Here is a 16,297-nt window from a genome sequence, read left to right on the forward strand (position 1 = left end):
CCCCTTTTTTGACGACAAGACACTGCGTCCACCGCCCGCCTGCCGCAAGTGTTTTGGCGCGCGACAGGGCGCGACGGCAGGTCCGCCTGACGGAAATCCGCCGCGCGCCTGGATTGCCGCGCCCTGCCGCCTTGCCTATCGTCGCCGCGGATTTGACGGAGGGGAAGATGAAACTGCTGCGCCATGGACCGGCCGGATCGGAAAAGCCGGGGCTGCTGGATGCCGGGGGGCGGGTGCGCGACCTGTCCGCCCATGTTGCCGACATCGCGGGCGAGGTTCTGACGCCCGAGGGGCTGGCGCGTCTGGCAGCGCTGGACCCCGCCACCCTGCCGCTGGTCGAGGGCACGCCGCAGGGGAACCTGCGTCTCGGCCCCTGCGTGGGGGATGTGCGCAAGTTCATCGCCATCGGGCTGAACTATGCCGATCACGCGGCGGAATCCGGGATGCCGGTCCCGACCGAGCCGATCGTCTTCGCCAAGTGGACAAGCTGCATCACCGGCCCCGACGACGAGGTGCGCCTGCCGAAAGGTTCCACCAAGACCGACTGGGAGGTCGAACTGGGCATCGTCATCGGCCAGCCCGCCTCGGACGTGCCGGTGGACGCGGCCCTCGGGCATGTCGCGGGCTACTGCGTCGTCAACGACATCAGCGAGCGGGAATGGCAGCTTGAGCGCGGTGGCACCTGGGACAAGGGCAAGGGCTTCGACACCTTCGGCCCGATCGGGCCGTGGCTGGTGACGACCGACGAGATCCCCGACCCGCAGGCGCTGGCGATCTGGCTCGAGGTGGACGGCAGGCGCTATCAGGACGGCTCGACCGCGACGATGGTCTTCGGGGTGGCGGAACTGGTCGCCTATTGCTCGCGGCTGATGCGGCTGCTGCCCGGCGACATCATCACCACCGGTACGCCGCCCGGCGTCGGCATGGGGCAGGACCCCAAGGTCTTCCTGAAAGGCGGCGAGGTGATGCGGCTGGGGATCGAGGGCTTGGGCGTGCAGACCCAGAAGGTGGTCGCGCAGGGCTGACCGACGCAGGCCGGGCCTGAGCCTGCCGTGGCGAAGGCCGGCCCGGTTGATCCCCCTTGCCCCGGCATGACAGACTTGCCGCGACCCATCGAAAGGCGCCGCCCATGTTCGACCTGCCGCTTTCCGGCCTGACCGCCGTCTGCATGGCCACCAATGTCCCCGGCCCGGCCGCGGCGGCAATTCTGGCGGGGCAGGGGATGGAGGTCATCAAGATCGAGCCGCCCTCGGGCGACCTGACCGCCTTGGCGATGCCGCAATGGTATGCCGAACTGAACCGCGCCGCGAAGATCGAGACGGTGGACCTGCGGTCCGATCAGGGACAGGCCCGGTTCCGCGCACTGCTGAAGGGGGCCGACCTGCTGATCTCCAGCCACCGCCGGGCGGCGCTGGGGCGGCTCGGGATCACGGTTCCGGCGCTAGCGGCCGTGAACCCGCGGCTCGCCTGGGTCGAGATCGTCGGCGACGAGGATGCCCCGGACCTGCCCGGCCACGACCTGACCTATCAGGCCACCGCCGGGCTGCTGGACGGGCGGATGCCACGCGCGGTGATCGCCGACATGGCCGGGGCCGAGCGGGCCGCCAGCGCGGCCACGACGCTGCTTCTGGGGCGGGAACGGGGCCGCCCGCAGCGCCACGCCGTCATCGGGTTGCGGCAGGCGGCGGAACGCTTCGCCGCGCCGGTGCGCCTTGGCTTTACCGTGAATGGCGGGCTTCTGTCCGGTGCCTCGCCGGATTACGCCATCCACGCCTTGCGCGACGGGCTGGTCGCCTGCGCAGCACTTGAGCCGCATTTCTCGGCCCGTCTGGCCGAGGTCGCGGGCGGCGACATTCCCGGCTTCTTCGCCGGCCTGACCATCAAGGAATGCCGCGCCCTGGCTAGGGAACGGGATCTGCCGCTGGAGCCGTTCCGGGCGTGAGCCGCACCCGCCGTTCGCGCGGCGGCTTTGCCGGGGCGGTCGCCGTCTCGTCCACGCCGGCGAAGCGGTGGGTCATGCGGAAGACGTCCACCGGGCAGGAATCGATGCAGGCGCCGCAGTTCAGGCAGTCGCCCGACCGGATCACCGGGCTGTCCGTCCCCTTCAGCGCGGGGACGATGACATGGGGTTCCGGGCAGATGTTGAAGCAGGCGGCGCAGTCGGTGCAGGCCGCCCGCCGCGTCGCCGCCACGCGGGTCAGCGAGAACCGCCCGACCACGCCGTAGAAGGCGCCCACAGGGCAGAGATGGCTGCACCAGGCCCGCCGCGCCACGAACAGGTCCAGCAGGAACACCGCCAGCACGATGCCCCAGCCGAGGCCGACTCCGGTGATCAGCCCCCGCTGCATCATGCTGACGGGGTTGACCAGTTCCCAGGCAATCCGCCCGGTCAGCACCGCCGCCATCAGCGTCGCCGCCAGAATCACCAGCCGGGTGCGGCGGTCGAGCTTGCGGTCGCGGGTCAGCCCGGTCTTCTCGCGCAGCCAGTGGGCGCTGTCGGTCACGACATTGACCGGGCAGACCCAACTGCAATAGGCGCGGCCCCCGACGATCAGGTAAAGCGCGACGATCAGCGCCGCCCCGATCAGCGCAGTGACGGCCAGCCCATGCCCCGCCGCAAGCGATTGCAGCAGGATATAGGGGTCCGACAGCGGCAGCACGCCGAGGATGTCGCTCGATGCAAAGTTCCCCCGCACCAACCAGATCCCCGCCCAAGGGCCCAGCATGAAGACCGCCATCGCCGCGATCTGGCTGGACCGGCGCAGCAGCCACCACTTGTGCGACCGCCACCAGCCGCGCGCCGCGACCGACTGCCGCCGCGCGTCCAGATCGAGCCGCCCGATCATGCAGGCCGCCCGGCGCGGTTGCGCCCCTCTCCGCCTAGGCCCAGATCACGGGGCAAGACGCGGATCGAGGCATGGCCGGTGACGCAATGCTTCTCGCAGGTGCCGCAGCCGGTGCATTTGTCGGAATGGACCACCGGCAGGACCACGGCGCGGCCGTCGATCTCGCCCTTCTCCAGCGTGATCGCCTCGTTGCGGATGGGGCAGACGCGGTGACAGATGCTGCAGTTGAGGCCCTTGTAATTCAGGCAGGTCTCGTGCCCCACCAGCACCGCCACGCCCATGTCGGCCTGCCGGATGTCGGGGATCTCACGGTCGAGCGCGCCCGTGGGGCAGGCCCGGGCGCAGGGGACGTCCTTGCACATGAAGCAGGGCGTCGTGCGCGGGGTGAAGAAGGGGGTGCCCACCGCCGCCTCGTCGCCCCATTCGGCAAGGGACAGCGTGTCGTAAGGGCAGGCCTCGACGCAAAGGCCGCAGCGCACGCAGGCCGAGAGGAAGTCATCCTCGGGCAGCGCCCCCGGCGGGCGCAGGGCGCGGGCGTCGGCGCGGCTGGCCATGTTCACCAGCGCCGTCAGCGACAACCCGGCCAGGCAGGCCGCGCCGCCCACGCGGGCGACCTCGCCCAGGGCGGCGCGACGGGTGATCTTGCGTGGGCCGGCCATCGTCACCTCCTCCCGGGTTCGATGCGGGTCTCACTCCTGTTCGCTAGCGCGCGCGGCCTTCTGTTCGGCCAGCAGCGGCTCGTAGCGGCGGTCGGTCAGCGTTTCCAGGAACGCGACCAGCGCATCCACACGCACATCGTCAACCATCAGCCCGGATTCAAGCTCGGTCAGCGAGAGATTCGCCTCCACCTCGGGCGGGCCCCAGTCCTCGCCCGTCTCGGGGTTGATGCCTGCGTTCTTCCGACGGCTCGTGTATTTGTTGTAGAAGACGATGGCCGTCCGCAGATCCTCGAACACGCCGTTGTGCATGTAGGGGCCGGTCACGGCCACGTTCCGCAGCGTGGGCACCTTGAAGCGGCCGTCCTGCGTCGGATCATCGATGCCCGGATGGGCGGACAGCCCGAGGTCCGCGTGATCCGCGCCAAGCCCGCTGGCATCCCGTGCCGGGGCGTGCACCGGCAGGCCGATGTTGTGATATTCGTAATTGGTGAAGGTTTCTTTCTCGGCCACCCCCTGCTTGCGGCTCATGTGGCAAAGCCGGCAGTTCCAGGTGATGAAGACGGTGTGGCCGAATTCCTCCTGCGCGGTGAACTTTTCCTCGCCGCGCAGCCAGCGGTCATAGCGGGAATCGAAGGGGGCGAATTCGTCGGTCTGCTGGTAGGCGGCAAGCGCCTCGGCCACGGCGTCGAAGGCGCCTTCCGGGTCGTCCAGCGCGCCCGGTCCCCAAAGCGCCGCGAACTCGGCGGGATAGCCGAGGTCGGCGGCAAGGCGGGCGGCGACGGTCTGCTTGTCGGGCATCGCCATCTCGACGGGGTTCAGCATCGGCTGGCCCGCCTGCTCGAACAGGTTGGCGGCGCGCCCGTCCCAGAACTGCCCGCCCTTCCAGTCACCGGATTCGGTCTGGTGGAACTCGGGGCTGAAGCTGGCATAGGCCAGCGTCGGCGTGTTGCGGTCGCCGTGCGAATCGCCGTCGTCGCCGACCGAGACGGCCAGCCCGGCGCGGCCCTCGCGCGGGTCGGTGAAGGCGCGGGCGGGGTCGTGGCAGGTGGCGCAGGACTGCGTGTTGTTCCGCGACAGCGCGGGATCGAAGAACAGCCGCTCGCCCAGCGCGGCAAGGCGGGTGGGATCGGGCGCGCGCCTTTCGGGCGGCTCGGCGATGGCGGCCAGCGCCACGGCGGCCCAGCCGGCGGCGATCACCGTGCCCAGACCAAGCGTCGCCCTCAGCATGGCGCCATCTCCTTTTCCGCGGGCTGCGGGGCAACCGTCCCCCGCGCCCGGATCTCGGCGGCAAGCAGCCGGTGCGCGGCAAGATCGGCAAGGTTCGCCATCCGCGACAGCCGCTGCCGCTGGGCCAGGTCGTCGCAAAGGGGCCGCCTGATCCCGGTCGGCCCGACCAGCCGGTCGTGCCAGGGCTGCAGCGCCGCCAGCAGGCCGGGCAGGTCGAGGCCCGACAGGGACAGGTCATCCGCCCCCGCATGGACCAGCATCTCGGTCGTGACGCGGAAGCCCGCGGCATTGGCGCGGGCCAGCGCCGGATGACCCTCATCCGCCGCGTGCAGCAGGGCGAATGCCGACAGCAGCCTTGCGCCCGGCTCGGTCGCGGCGCGGGCCGACTGGAACAGTTCGGCCAGGGGCGCGAGGTCCTCGGGCATGGGCGCGAAGGCCCCGTGGTCCAGCGTCAGGGCGCTGGGCCGAAAGGGGGTGCAGCGCCAGCGGGCGTCGTGGGCCATGTCGGCGATCCGCCAGCCTGCGATGGCCATGCCGCGCCCGGTTTCCACCACATAGCGCAACAGGCGCCGGGTCATCGCCCCATGGGCGCGTTCCAGCGCGGCCAAGGCCGAGGGGGCCGTCACGCGGACGATCACCTCGGCCAGCTTGCCCGCCTCGTTGCCATGCAGGGTCAGCGTCAACTCGCCCTCGGCCAGTTCGGTCCCGGCGGGGTCGGCCACGAGGTCCAGTTCCCATGCCTGCGTCACCGGGTTCCGCAGCAGGAAGCCCACCAGGAAAGCCCGCGGCGTCTGATCCGCGCGCGACTGACGGATCGTCTCGGGCGCGGTTGCCGCCTTCAGCGATCCGGTGATGTCATAGGGAATCCACATGGCACTGACCCTTTCACCTCACTCGACGATGACCTTGGCCTTCATGAAGGGATGGGGCGTGCAGTGGTAATCATAGCTGCCCGCCTCGTTGAAGGTGATGGAATAGGATTGCTCCTTCTTCATCATCGCCCCGTCCATCTTGGCGTCGTCGACGACGCCGGCCTTGAAGGCGACGTTGTGGGGCATCGCCTCGCTGTTGATCCAGGTGACGGTCTGGCCGGGCTTGATGGTCACCTCGGCCGGTTCGTATTTCATCTTGGCGATGTTCACGATGACGGCTTCGGCGGGCGCCTCGGCTGCCGGCGCGGGCGCTTCGGTCAGGATCGAGATCTTGTCGGCCAGTGCCATCTGCGTGCCCAGGGCGGTCAGCGCGAGGGCGGTCAGCAGGGTGCGGGTCTTGGTGGCGAAGGTCATGATGGCTCCGTGGGGTTCAAAGGGCCGGAGGGGCAGGGGAGCCGCCCCTCCGGCGCCTCTCGGATCAGCCGGCTCGGCCGACGATCGGAGAGATGGTGCAGTGATAGGTCATCGCGTCATCCTCGGCGCCGAAGCACCAGATGATATCGTTGCCGAATTCCGGGCGATAGACCGGCAGTTCGCCTTCCGTGTTGAAGCAGGGGCAGCGGCCCGACACCTGCGCCCCGCAGCAGTCGCGATAGGCGATCAGGTAGCTCTGCCCATCGGTCGGGTTGTAGCAGCTTGCCACCCAGGATGCGGTGGCCAGCTTGGTGCCCGGCGGGCAGTTGGTCAGCGAGCCGCCCGAGCAGTCGCAGACGTTGCCGTCGATCGAGCAGTGACGCCAGTAGTCGCAGGCCTGGATGTCATGGTCCTGCGGGTTCCAGCCGTCGCGCGGATGGGCGGCGCCCGGTTCCGGCGTGGTGGCGGCGTTCGCCCGGCTGACGCGGCCGCGGCGGTCCACCGGCAGCAGCGGCACCAGGCCCACGCCCAGCATCACCGTGCCCAGCTTGCCGATGGCGCCGCGCCGGCTGGTCCGGCCTGCCACGCGCCGTGACATCTTTTCGACCATGTCGTCGAACCTGAAATTCCCCAGCATCGAAATCCTCCCTAGTCTTGCGGGGTTGCGGTCAGCGGCCCGGTCAGGCCGCCTTCTTCCGGCTGGCGATATACTGCTGCAGCGAGGCGAAGCCGGTCTTGTCGGCCTCCAGCAGGCTTTCCAGATGCTCGCGCGTGTTGGTCAGGCCCTTGGCGCGGATGGTGCCCTGCGGGTCCAGAAGGACGCCGTAAGGGATCTTGCCGACCTGGAAGGCCATCCCCGCCTCGGCCGAGACGACATAGCGGATCTCGCCCAGATCATGACTGTCGAGGAAGCGGCGGTGTTCCTCGGGCGCGCCGTCCGAGATCATCACGACCGAGATCTTTTCCGCCCGCGCGATCGACTTGATGATCGGGAACAGCTTGTCGCAGACCGGGCAGGTGGGCGCGGTGAACATCAGCAGCGTCTGCCGCCCGTCCGCCGCGGGGCCGCCGATCTTGACGGCGCGGCCGGCGAAATCGGTCAGGTCCAGTTCCGGCGCCTTGTCGCCGATGTCCGGCCCGTGGTCGGTGATCATCGCGCCCATGGGCGACGAGCGTTCGTGCAGCAGCCCGACCTGGCGCATCAGCCCCAGCATCACCACCGTGACGCCCAGAAAGGCCACCCACAGCAGGACGTTGGATACGATCAGAAGATTGGTCATGTCAGCGTCCTTTCGACGTGGTGGTGTGCATGGCCCGCAGGCCCCCCAGCGCCGCGGCGCTGAGGTAAAGCATCATGGCGGTCAGCCCGGCCATCAGGCCGACCAGCGCCTCGGCCAGCATCGGACCGGGGGCGGCGGGCAGCAGCCCCGCCACCGCCAGCGCCGCACCGGCCATCAGCGCATTGCGCCCGACCAGCGCCCAGCCGACCTGCTGCTTCAGCCCGTTGCGGAAGCAGCCGCAGTCGATGGAGGTCCGCCCGCGCAGCACGTTGACCGCGATGGCCGCCCCGAAGACCGCCAGCAGCGCCGCCGCGGCGATGGCGGCAGGAACCGCCGTCGCCCCGATCAGCAGCCCCGCCGCGACCGCCAGTTCCACCACCGGCAGCGCCAGCGCGGTCACGCGGGACGCCCCGTCAGGCAGGATGCGGAAGTTGCGGACGACGCCGTAGAACTCCTCGGCATGGCCCAGCTTGGACAGCGCCGCCGTGGCGAAGACCAGCGCCAGGAAGACGCGGATCGCCAGCAGGGCCGCGGGATTGGCGATGAGATCGTGCATCATCGCCTCAGTTCATGTCCGACAGGCTGATGACCGTCGGGCCGTGGCCCAACTGGTTCACGGACCGCAGTTCCTCGCCCGACTCGGCGTCGTAGATGTAGAGCGTCCTGGCCCCGGTCGAGAGACCGTAAAGCAGCGGATCGTCGTCCTGGCTGACCGCGACCGAGTCGATGTCATGGCCAAGCTCGTGCCTGGCGATGCGCTCGCCCGTCTCGGCGTTGATGACGACGACATGGCGGCTGGGGGTCTTGTGGGTCCATTCCGCGCGCTGGTCGACCAGCATGTAGATCTGGTTCGACGGCCGGTGATAGGCCACCAGCTGCCAGCCGCCCGGACGCCAGTTGTCGGCGCGTTCCTCGGCGGTCAGCCCGTCGATGGTGTTCAGCGCCTGCGGCTCGCCCGAGGACAGGTCGAACTGGTAGATCTTGCCCTCGTAGGTCGGCCAGGCCAGCCGCCCGGTCTTCTGCGAATAGGCCGGGTGGTTGACGAGATACTCGTCCTCGGGGTGGAAGACCGCGCTGTGGGTGATCTGCGGCTCGGCGTCGGATGCGGCGTCGAACTGCACGCGGGCGAGGCTGCCATCGCGGCAATGCATGAAGAAGTTGTCGGGTGCCGTCGGGAAGATGTGGTAGCAGTCCGGCACTTCCAGCATCCGGCTGAAGGCCTTGCCCTCAAGGTCCACCACGCCGACGGCGGGCGCGGGCGAGAACTGGTAATACAGCAGCGTGCTGTTGCCCGGCGTCACCGCCGCCATCCAGGGATAGGTGCCGACGAGGAAGCGGTGCGCCTCGACCGGCAGGGTGATGTCGGCCACGGGATTGAAGGTGACGGGGTCGAAGACCTCGACGTAATCCTCGCGCTCGCCCCGCGAGATGCGGGAATAGGTGGTGCTGACCTGCGCATAGACCGAGCCGTCGTCGGACAGGACCGGGTTCGGCAGGAAGCCGCTGTCGGTGATGGCGATGACCCGGCCCGCGTCCGTGTCGATCACGAACTGCTGGGTGAGCGAGCCGAAATGCGCCGAGTCGTTGATATAGACGCGCCGGGTGTTCGGGGCGGGTGCCTCGAGGATCACCGGCTCGTCGTCCTCGCCCGCGGCCAGGGCGGCGGCAGCTTCGGCGGCGGCGCGCTGGCCGTGGGTCTGTCCCTCGGCGGCGGTGGCGGCAGCCGCACCCGCACCCGCAGCGGCAGGCGCGTCGGTCGCGGCAGGGGTGGCGTCAGCGGCGGCGGGGGCCTCGGCAGCCGGCGGCTGGCCCTCGGCCGGCGCGGGCGCCTGGGCCCAGGCCGCGCTGAAGGCGAGAAGCGAGCAGGTCAGCCCCGCCCCGACGAAAGATGCGCGCAAGAGCCGCGGCTTTTGGCCTGATTCGACCATCCTGTCCTCCCATTGATGGCAGCGTGGTGCTGGCTGCGCGGGTCGTGCCGCGCAGGCCGGTGTCATAGGTCCGGTAGAAATCAGGCCAGCGCGACCACGGCGAAGGCGGCCCCCAGCGCGACAAGGATCGCCCCGTCGGCCATCGCGGCGCGTTCCTGGTTGCGCGACAGCCAGCCCTGGATCTGGTAATCGTTGACCGGCAGGGCGGTGACCGCGACCGGCAGGAAACGCCCGATGTTGAACAGCGCGATCAGGGCGATGGCCTCGGGGATGTTGCCGGTCAGGACAGCCGCCGCGGTGACCAGATACAGCAGCGGCGTCTGCACATAGGTCATGTAGTCCAGCCCCAGCGCCAGCCCGTAAAGCCCGCCGACGACCGGCTTGGAAAACCGCACCCGCGCGTCATGGGGCACCTGCGCCCGCCGCTGCGGATAAGGCACCCGCAGAAAGTCCAGCTGATGCGCGCCGTAGACCAGCCCGACCAGCGCCAGCAGCACCAGCGCCGCCGTCCCGAAGCCCGCGAAACCGAGGACCGCCCCGAGGGCGCCCAGCGCCGTCCCCAGGATCAGCGCCCCCAGCGCATAGCCCGCCCCGTGCATGGCAAAGGTCGGCAGCCACTCGGCCACGGCCTTCGCGCCGCGCCCCTTGGGCCGCAGCAGCGAGATCGAGGAATAGCCGCAGGGCGACCAGGTGGACAGCACGCCCCCCGCGACCGCCGCTACCCCCAGCGTGCCCCAGACCGCCGCCGTGCTGTCGGCGGCGCCGGCAAGCGCCACCCCGCCCACCGCGCCGGCCAAGCCCGAGGCGGCCAGGATCGTCAGCCGGGCGGGACGCGAGAATTCTTCCGCGAAGATCTGGCAGTCGGGAACGCCCTCCTGCCCGTCCGCGTTCTCGGGAAACCTGTCGATCGAAGCCACGCTGCGCTCTCCCCTCGCTGCTGCCGGTGGCAGCGGGTCGTTCCGACGCGCCGCTGCCGCAATCGGGACAACTGTGACGGAACGTCGCACACGGTAAACTTGTATCTGTGCAGGGAGGGGCTGCGTTTTTGCAGCAGGAAATATTTTTTCCTGCAAGTAATTGTATTCATTCGCACACGAAATCGGGCCGCAGAGTTAAGTGGCTGTGTTGCTTTCAGACTTTCGGGTGAGGCGGCGATGCGGCGAACTGTCCGGCGCACCAATCCGCCACGCTGCGGGCCAGAGAATCATCGCGCAGATGCGGCTGGGCCAGCAGCCAGACCTCGCGCGTGATCTCCAGCGGCTCGATCTCGATGGCGGGGTTGTCGGACAGGGTCCGGGCCAGCCGGTCCGGCACCACCCCGATGGCCCGGCCCGAACCCAGAAAGCGCCGCATCAGCTCAAGGTCCGTGGTTTCCAGCCTTGGCCGGACGCGGCCCAGCACCCCTTCCAGCGCCTGCATCTCGGGCGTTTCCAGCATCGCGTCGGGATAGGCCGCGACAAGCGGGACAAGGGCCGGGTCGCGCGGCCGCACCAGCGCGAACTGCAGGGTGCCGATGCGGCGGACGGTGAAATCCCCCCGGCTGGGGCGGCCGAGGCGCAGGGCGAAATCGGCCTCCCAGCGCGACATGGCGATATTCTGGTCCGAGGTGTCGATGGACAAAAGCAGGTCCGGCTCGGCCTCCAGCAGCTCGGGCAGGGCCGGGGCAAGGTAGAAATTGGCGATGGCGCCGATGGTGGACAGGCGCAGCCGGCGCTGGGCGGCATGGGGCTCGGCCAGCATCGCCGTGATGGCCTCGCTCGCCTGCTCCATCACCGCAAGGTGGCGCAGGATGCGGCGGCAGTCCTCGGTGGGTTCCCGCCGGCCATGGCTGGCGACGAACAGCGGCACGCCCAGCGCCGCCTCGATCCGGGCCATCCTGCGGGCGATCGTGGTCTCGTCCACGTCCAGCGCCGCGGCGGCGCGGGTGAAGGAACCGGTGCGGTTGATCGTCGCCACCACGCGCAGGTCGTCCCAGTTCATCGCGTCTCCCTCATGCCGCAAGGGGCATAGACCGGACCGCCCGTCGGGATACAAGCAAAGGATAGCCGGCCTTGCGTCGGCGGGACAGGGGCTGTAGATGCGGCCAGTCGCCGTGGATCCACCTGCGGGGACGGATGATTCATCACGCCGCGTGCGCCCCTTTGTCGCTGTTGGGGCGTTTCCGGCAAGGGAGATAGCGACATGAAACTGCATGAACTGCGCGACAACGACGGCGCGAACCGCAAGAAGAAGCGCGTGGCGCGCGGCCCCGGTTCCGGCAAGGGCAAGACCGCCGGGCGCGGGATCAAGGGCCAGACCTCGCGCTCGGGCGTGGCGCTGAACGGCTACGAAGGCGGCCAGATGCCGCTGTATCGCCGCCTGCCCAAGCGCGGCTTCACCAAGCCGAACCGGCTGGAATTCGCCGTGGTCAACCTGGGCCAGCTTCAGGCGATGGTCGATGCGGGCAAGCTGAGCGCCGGCCAGTCGGTGGACGAGGACGCGCTGATCGCGGCCGGCGCCACCCGGCGCAAGCGCGACGGCATCCGCCTGTTGGGCAAGGGCCAGTTGACGGCGGCGCTGAACCTGACGCTGTCGGGCGCGTCCGGCTCGGCGGCGGCGGCGGTGCAGGCCGCGGGCGGCTCACTGGTGCTGACCCGCCCGGTGGCTGAGCAGGACAACGCCACCGCCGAATGAGCGGCGCAATAAGCTGTTGAAGCGGCATCCCGCGCCGCCTAGATAGCGGTGAGTTTTTCCCAGCGCCGCCGCACCGGCAACGGTCCGGCGGCGCTGTCAAATCCGGCAGGCATCGCCGCCGATAGACAGAGGTCAGTCATGGCGTCAGCCGCAGAACAGATGGCCGCGAACCTCAGCTGGGGTCAGCTGGGCCGCGCGACCGAGCTTCGCCAACGCATCTGGTTCACTCTGGGCCTGCTGATCATCTACCGGCTCGGCACCTATATCCCCGTTCCCGGCATCGACGGCGGCGCGTTGCGGGCCTTCATGGAACAGGCGCAGGCGGGCATCGGCGGGATGCTGTCGATGTTCACCGGCGGCGCGCTGGGCCGCATGGGCGTCTTCGCCCTGGGCATCATGCCCTACATCTCGGCCTCGATCATCGTGCAGCTGCTGACGGCGATGGTCCCCACGCTCGCGCAACTGAAAAAGGAAGGCGAGCAGGGCCGCAAGAAGATCAACCAGTACACCCGCTACGGCACCGTGCTGCTGGCGCTGTTCCAGGCCTACGGCATCGCGCTGAGCCTCGAGGCCGGCGGCATGGCCCATGATCCGGGCTGGTTCTTCCGCGCCGCCGTCATCATCACCCTGGTCGGCGGCACCATGTTCCTGATGTGGCTGGGCGAGCAGATCACCGCCCGCGGCATCGGCAACGGCATCTCGCTCATCATCTATGTCGGCATCCTTGCGGAAATCCCCGGCAGCTTGGCGCAGTTCTTCGCCCAGGGCCGTTCCGGCGCGATCTCGACCCCGGTGATCCTCGGCATCATCGCCTTGGTGATCGCGGTCATGGCCTTCGTCGTGTTCGTCGAACGTGCGCTGAGGAAGATCCGCATCCAGTATCCCCGCCGCCAGGTCGGCATGAAGATCTACGACGGACAGTCCAGCCACCTGCCCTTGAAGGTGAACCCGGCGGGCGTCATCCCCGCGATCTTCGCCAGCTCGCTTCTGCTGCTGCCAGTCACGATCTCGACCTTCTCGGGCAACCAGACCGGGCCGGTGATGTCCACGATCCTGGCCTATTTCGGCCCCGGACAGCCGCTGTACCTGCTGTTCTTCGCGGCGATGATCATCTTCTTCAGCTACTTCTATACCCAGAACGTGGCCTTCAAGTCGGATGACGTCGCCGAGAACCTCAAGAACCAGGGCGGCTTCATCCCCGGCATCCGTCCCGGCAAGCGGACCGAGGAATATCTGGACTACGTGGTCAACCGGGTGCTGGTGATCGGCTCGCTTTATCTTGCGCTGGTCTGCCTGCTGCCCGAGGTGATCCGCGACGGCTTCTCGGTCCCGGTCTATTTCGGCGGCACCTCGGTCCTGATCATCGTCTCGGTGACGATGGACACCATCAACCAGGTCCAAAGCCACTTGCTTGCCCATCAGTATGAGGCTTTGATCGAGAAGTCGCAGTTGCGCGGCAAGCGCAAGGCGGGCGAACCCAAGCCCCGCCGCCTGCCGGCCCGCCGCTGACAATCCACGAAGGGGGGAGTCGTGACGATCAACATCATCCTGCTGGGGCCGCCCGGCGCGGGCAAGGGCACCCAGGCCCGCGCGCTGGTCGAGGACCGCGGCCTGGTGCAACTGTCCACCGGCGACATGCTGCGCGAGGCGCGCAGCTCGGGGACCGAGATGGGAAAGGTCGTGGCCGATGTCATGGACCGCGGCCAGCTTGTCACCGACGAGATCGTCATCGGCCTGATCCGCGAAAAGCTGGAAACCGAGGAGGCCCCCGGCTTCATCTTCGACGGCTTTCCCCGGACTCTGCCGCAGGCCGACGCGCTGGAAGAGCTGCTCTCCGGCATGGGCCGCAAGATCGACGCCGTGATCGAGATGCGGGTGGATGACGAGGCGCTGGTGGACCGGATCAGCGGCCGCTTCACCTGCGGCAACTGCGGCGAGGTTTATCACGACAAGACCCGCCCCACCGCGAAGGAGGGGGTCTGCGACGTCTGCGGCTCGACCGACCTGCGGCGGCGCGGCGACGACAATGCCGAAAGCCTCAAGACCCGGCTGATGGAATATTACAAGAAGACCTCGCCGCTGGTCGGTTACTACTACGCCAAGAAGACCCTGGCGCCCGTGGACGGCATGGCCGCCATGGACGAGGTCGGCGCAGAAGTGGCGGCCGTCATGGACGGCATCGAAGCCGATCCGGCGCTGTCCGCAAGCGGTTGACGGGCAGCCCCTGATCCATTAACCGCAGTCATCTCATTCGAGAATCACCCATCCGGGGTGAAGCGATGGCCCGACGGCGATGCCGCGGGCCATTGGTTGTGAAAAAAGCTTCCGGCGTTACGGAAGCGCAACATGAAGGACAACGGACTTGGCCCGTATCGCTGGCGTCAACATCCCGACCGGCAAGCGCGTTCCCATCGCGCTGCAGTATATCCATGGAATCGGCCCGCTGAATGCCGATGAAATCGTCAAGGCCGTGGGCATCGACCCATCGCGCCGCGTCAACGACCTGTCGGACGCCGAAGTCCTGCAGATCCGCGAGTTCATCGACGCCAACCTGACCGTCGAGGGCGACCTGCGCCGCGAGACGCAGATGAACATCAAGCGCATGATGGACCTCGGTTCCTACCGTGGCCTGCGCCACCGCCGCGGGCTGCCCGTGCGCGGCCAGCGCACCCACACCAACGCCCGCACCCGCAAGGGCCCGGCGAAACCCATCGCCGGCAAGAAGAAGTAAGGGGGCAGGGACATGGCACGCGACAAGACGCGCATGAAGCGCAAGGAACGCAAGAACATCGCCACCGGCGTGGCGCATGTGAACTCGTCGTTCAACAACACCAAGATCCTGATCTCGGACGTGCAGGGCAACGCGATCGCATGGTCGTCGGCCGGCACCATGGGCTTCAAGGGCTCGCGCAAATCGACCCCCTATGCTGCGCAGATGGCCGCCGAGGATGCGGGCAAGAAGGCGCAGGAACACGGGATGCGCACCATCGAGGTCGAGGTCCAGGGGCCCGGCTCGGGCCGCGAATCGGCGCTGCGCGCGCTGGCCGCCGTCGGCTTCAACATCACCGCGATCCGCGACGTGACGCCGATCGCCCACAACGGTGTCCGCCCGCCCAAGCGCCGGCGCGTCTGACGACCGTTCATTGACCCGTCCCGCGCCGCATCCGCCGGCGCGGGACGGCTTTTCGCATTTTACCTCGGGCGTTTCCGGCGGCTGGACATGGGGCCGGAAACAGGAATGGAGGAAATCGCATGATCCACAAGAACTGGGCCGAGCTGATCAAGCCCGCGCAGCTGGACATCCGGCCGGGCGGCAATCCGTCCCGCGTCGCCACCGTCATCGCCGAGCCGCTGGAACGGGGCTTCGGCCTGACCCTGGGCAACGCGCTGCGCCGGGTGCTGATGTCGTCCCTGCAGGGCGCCGCCATCACCAGCGTGCAGATCGACAACGTGCTGCACGAATTTTCCTCGGTGCCGGGCGTGCGCGAGGACGTGACCGACATCGTGCTGAACCTCAAGGGCGTCACGCTGAAGATGGACGTGGACGGGACCAAGCGCCTGACCCTGTCCGCCAAAGGCCCGGGCGAGGTCAAGGCCGGCCAGATCACCGAAACCGCCGGCATCACCGTGCTGAACCGCGACCATGTGATCTGCCACCTCGACGAGGGCGCCGAGCTGAACGTGGAACTGACGGTCGCCATCGGCAAGGGCTATGTCGCCGCCGACAAGAACCGCCCCGAGGATGCGCCCATCGGCCTGATCCCGATCGACGCGATCTTCTCGCCGGTCAAGCGCGTCAGCTACGAGGTCACGCCCACCCGCGAGGGGCAGGTGCTGGACTACGACAAGCTGACCATGCGGGTGGAAACCGACGGCTCGCTGACCCCCGACGACGCCGTGGCCTATGCCGCGCGCATCCTGCAGGACCAGCTTGGCGTCTTCGTCAACTTCGAGGAACCCGAATCGGCCCGCAGCCAGGACGCCGAGGACGGGCTGGAGTTCGATCCGCGCCTGCTGAAGAAGGTGGACGAGCTGGAGCTTTCGGTCCGTTCGGCCAACTGCCTCAAGAACGACAACATCGTCTATATCGGCGACCTGATCCAGAAGACCGAGGCCGAGATGCTGCGGACCCCGAACTTCGGCCGCAAGTCGCTGAACGAGATCAAGGAGGTGCTTTCGGGCATGGGCCTGCATCTCGGCATGGACGTGGTGGACTGGCCGCCCGAGAACATCGAGGATCTCGCCAAGCGCTTCGACGACCAGTTCTGAGGAAACTTCGGGGGCACGGTCCCGTCTGCATCGTCTGTGCATCGACTGTGCATCGCCCGTGCCCCGGAAAAACCGGGCATCCCGCCCCAAGGAGAGCGTCCGCAACGCACGGCCGCCGGACAAAGCAAA

General features: G+C 68.6%; 19 protein-coding genes. 8 read left to right on the forward strand and 11 right to left on the reverse strand.

What is annotated here, in order from left to right; translation table 11 throughout:
• Positions 1-167: 167 nt before the first annotated feature.
• Positions 168-1,025: an ureidoglycolate lyase gene (locus tag JGR78_RS14145; RefSeq protein ID WP_182803339.1), complete on the forward strand. Its 858-nt coding sequence runs from the start codon at positions 168-170 to the stop codon at positions 1,023-1,025.
• A 104-nt stretch (positions 1,026-1,129) separates the two neighbouring features.
• Entirely contained in the window at positions 1,130-1,942 is an 813-nt protein-coding gene (locus JGR78_RS14150) for a CoA transferase (protein WP_182803337.1), read from the forward strand.
• On the opposite strand, the gene napH is transcribed toward JGR78_RS14150, so the two are convergent.
• The 11 genes from napH to JGR78_RS14205 all read right to left on the reverse strand — a co-directional run bounded on the left by napH (position 1,902) and on the right by JGR78_RS14205 (position 11,206).
• Entirely contained in the window at positions 1,902-2,846 is a 945-nt protein-coding gene (napH, locus tag JGR78_RS14155; RefSeq protein ID WP_182803335.1) for a quinol dehydrogenase ferredoxin subunit NapH, read from the reverse strand. The two genes, JGR78_RS14150 and napH, sit on opposite strands and share 41 nt — an antisense overlap.
• Positions 2,843-3,505 carry a ferredoxin-type protein NapG gene (gene napG / locus JGR78_RS14160; RefSeq protein ID WP_182803333.1) on the reverse strand — a complete coding sequence of 221 codons (663 nt, stop codon included), beginning with the start codon at positions 3,503-3,505 and terminating at the stop codon, positions 2,843-2,845. The genes napH and napG overlap by 4 nt, the downstream gene beginning before the upstream one ends.
• Before the next feature lie 30 nt (positions 3,506-3,535).
• The gene (locus JGR78_RS14165; RefSeq protein WP_182803331.1) at positions 3,536-4,732 is read right to left on the reverse strand and encodes a cytochrome-c peroxidase; all 1,197 of its coding nucleotides are present in this window, start codon (positions 4,730-4,732) and stop codon (positions 3,536-3,538) included.
• Entirely contained in the window at positions 4,726-5,604 is an 879-nt protein-coding gene (locus tag JGR78_RS14170; RefSeq protein WP_182791602.1) for a methylamine utilization protein MauJ, read from the reverse strand. Before JGR78_RS14170 ends, JGR78_RS14165 begins: the two co-directional genes overlap by 7 nt.
• Before the next feature lie 18 nt (positions 5,605-5,622).
• Entirely contained in the window at positions 5,623-6,018 is a 396-nt protein-coding gene (locus JGR78_RS14175) for an amicyanin (protein ID WP_182803329.1), read from the reverse strand.
• 64 nt (positions 6,019-6,082) lie between these two features.
• Entirely contained in the window at positions 6,083-6,655 is a 573-nt protein-coding gene (gene mauA, locus JGR78_RS14180; protein WP_182791604.1) for a methylamine dehydrogenase (amicyanin) small subunit, read from the reverse strand.
• A 43-nt stretch (positions 6,656-6,698) separates the two neighbouring features.
• Positions 6,699-7,298, reverse strand: a complete 600-nt coding sequence (gene mauD, locus JGR78_RS14185; protein WP_182791605.1) for a methylamine dehydrogenase accessory protein MauD — start codon at positions 7,296-7,298, stop codon at positions 6,699-6,701.
• A 1-nt stretch (position 7,299) separates the two neighbouring features.
• On the reverse strand, positions 7,300-7,857 hold the full coding sequence (locus tag JGR78_RS14190) for a MauE/DoxX family redox-associated membrane protein (RefSeq protein WP_182791606.1): 558 nt from the start codon (positions 7,855-7,857) through the stop codon (positions 7,300-7,302).
• A 4-nt stretch (positions 7,858-7,861) separates the two neighbouring features.
• Positions 7,862-9,196 carry a methylamine dehydrogenase (amicyanin) large subunit gene (mauB, locus tag JGR78_RS14195; RefSeq protein WP_234450760.1) on the reverse strand — a complete coding sequence of 445 codons (1,335 nt, stop codon included), beginning with the start codon at positions 9,194-9,196 and terminating at the stop codon, positions 7,862-7,864.
• A 110-nt stretch (positions 9,197-9,306) separates the two neighbouring features.
• Positions 9,307-10,143: a methylamine utilization protein MauF gene (locus tag JGR78_RS14200; protein ID WP_182803325.1), complete on the reverse strand. Its 837-nt coding sequence runs from the start codon at positions 10,141-10,143 to the stop codon at positions 9,307-9,309.
• A 214-nt stretch (positions 10,144-10,357) separates the two neighbouring features.
• A complete protein-coding gene (locus JGR78_RS14205) occupies positions 10,358-11,206 on the reverse strand; it encodes a LysR family transcriptional regulator (RefSeq protein WP_182791609.1) in 849 nt (282 codons plus the stop codon).
• A gap of 201 nt (positions 11,207-11,407) precedes the next feature.
• Here JGR78_RS14205 and rplO point away from each other — a divergent pair, with 201 nt between their 5' ends.
• From rplO to JGR78_RS14235, 6 genes are all read left to right on the forward strand, one after another.
• The gene (gene rplO / locus JGR78_RS14210; protein WP_182791610.1) at positions 11,408-11,899 is read left to right on the forward strand and encodes a 50S ribosomal protein L15; all 492 of its coding nucleotides are present in this window, start codon (positions 11,408-11,410) and stop codon (positions 11,897-11,899) included.
• A 138-nt stretch (positions 11,900-12,037) separates the two neighbouring features.
• Positions 12,038-13,408 carry a preprotein translocase subunit SecY gene (secY, locus tag JGR78_RS14215; RefSeq protein ID WP_182791611.1) on the forward strand — a complete coding sequence of 457 codons (1,371 nt, stop codon included), beginning with the start codon at positions 12,038-12,040 and terminating at the stop codon, positions 13,406-13,408.
• A gap of 21 nt (positions 13,409-13,429) precedes the next feature.
• A complete protein-coding gene (locus JGR78_RS14220; RefSeq protein ID WP_182803323.1) occupies positions 13,430-14,113 on the forward strand; it encodes an adenylate kinase in 684 nt (227 codons plus the stop codon).
• A 148-nt stretch (positions 14,114-14,261) separates the two neighbouring features.
• Positions 14,262-14,630 (forward strand): 30S ribosomal protein S13, encoded by a 369-nt coding sequence (gene rpsM / locus JGR78_RS14225; protein ID WP_182791613.1) that lies wholly within the window; start codon positions 14,262-14,264, stop codon positions 14,628-14,630.
• Positions 14,631-14,642: 12 nt separating this feature from the next.
• Positions 14,643-15,032 carry a 30S ribosomal protein S11 gene (rpsK, locus tag JGR78_RS14230; RefSeq protein ID WP_036704563.1) on the forward strand — a complete coding sequence of 130 codons (390 nt, stop codon included), beginning with the start codon at positions 14,643-14,645 and terminating at the stop codon, positions 15,030-15,032.
• Between the two features lie 119 nt (positions 15,033-15,151).
• Positions 15,152-16,168, forward strand: coding sequence for a DNA-directed RNA polymerase subunit alpha (locus JGR78_RS14235; RefSeq protein WP_182791614.1), 1,017 nt, complete (start codon positions 15,152-15,154; stop codon positions 16,166-16,168).
• Positions 16,169-16,297: the final 129 nt, after the last annotated feature.

Source organism: Paracoccus sp. MC1862 (assembly GCF_016617715.1).
Taxonomy (GTDB): Bacteria; Pseudomonadota; Alphaproteobacteria; order Rhodobacterales; family Rhodobacteraceae; genus Paracoccus.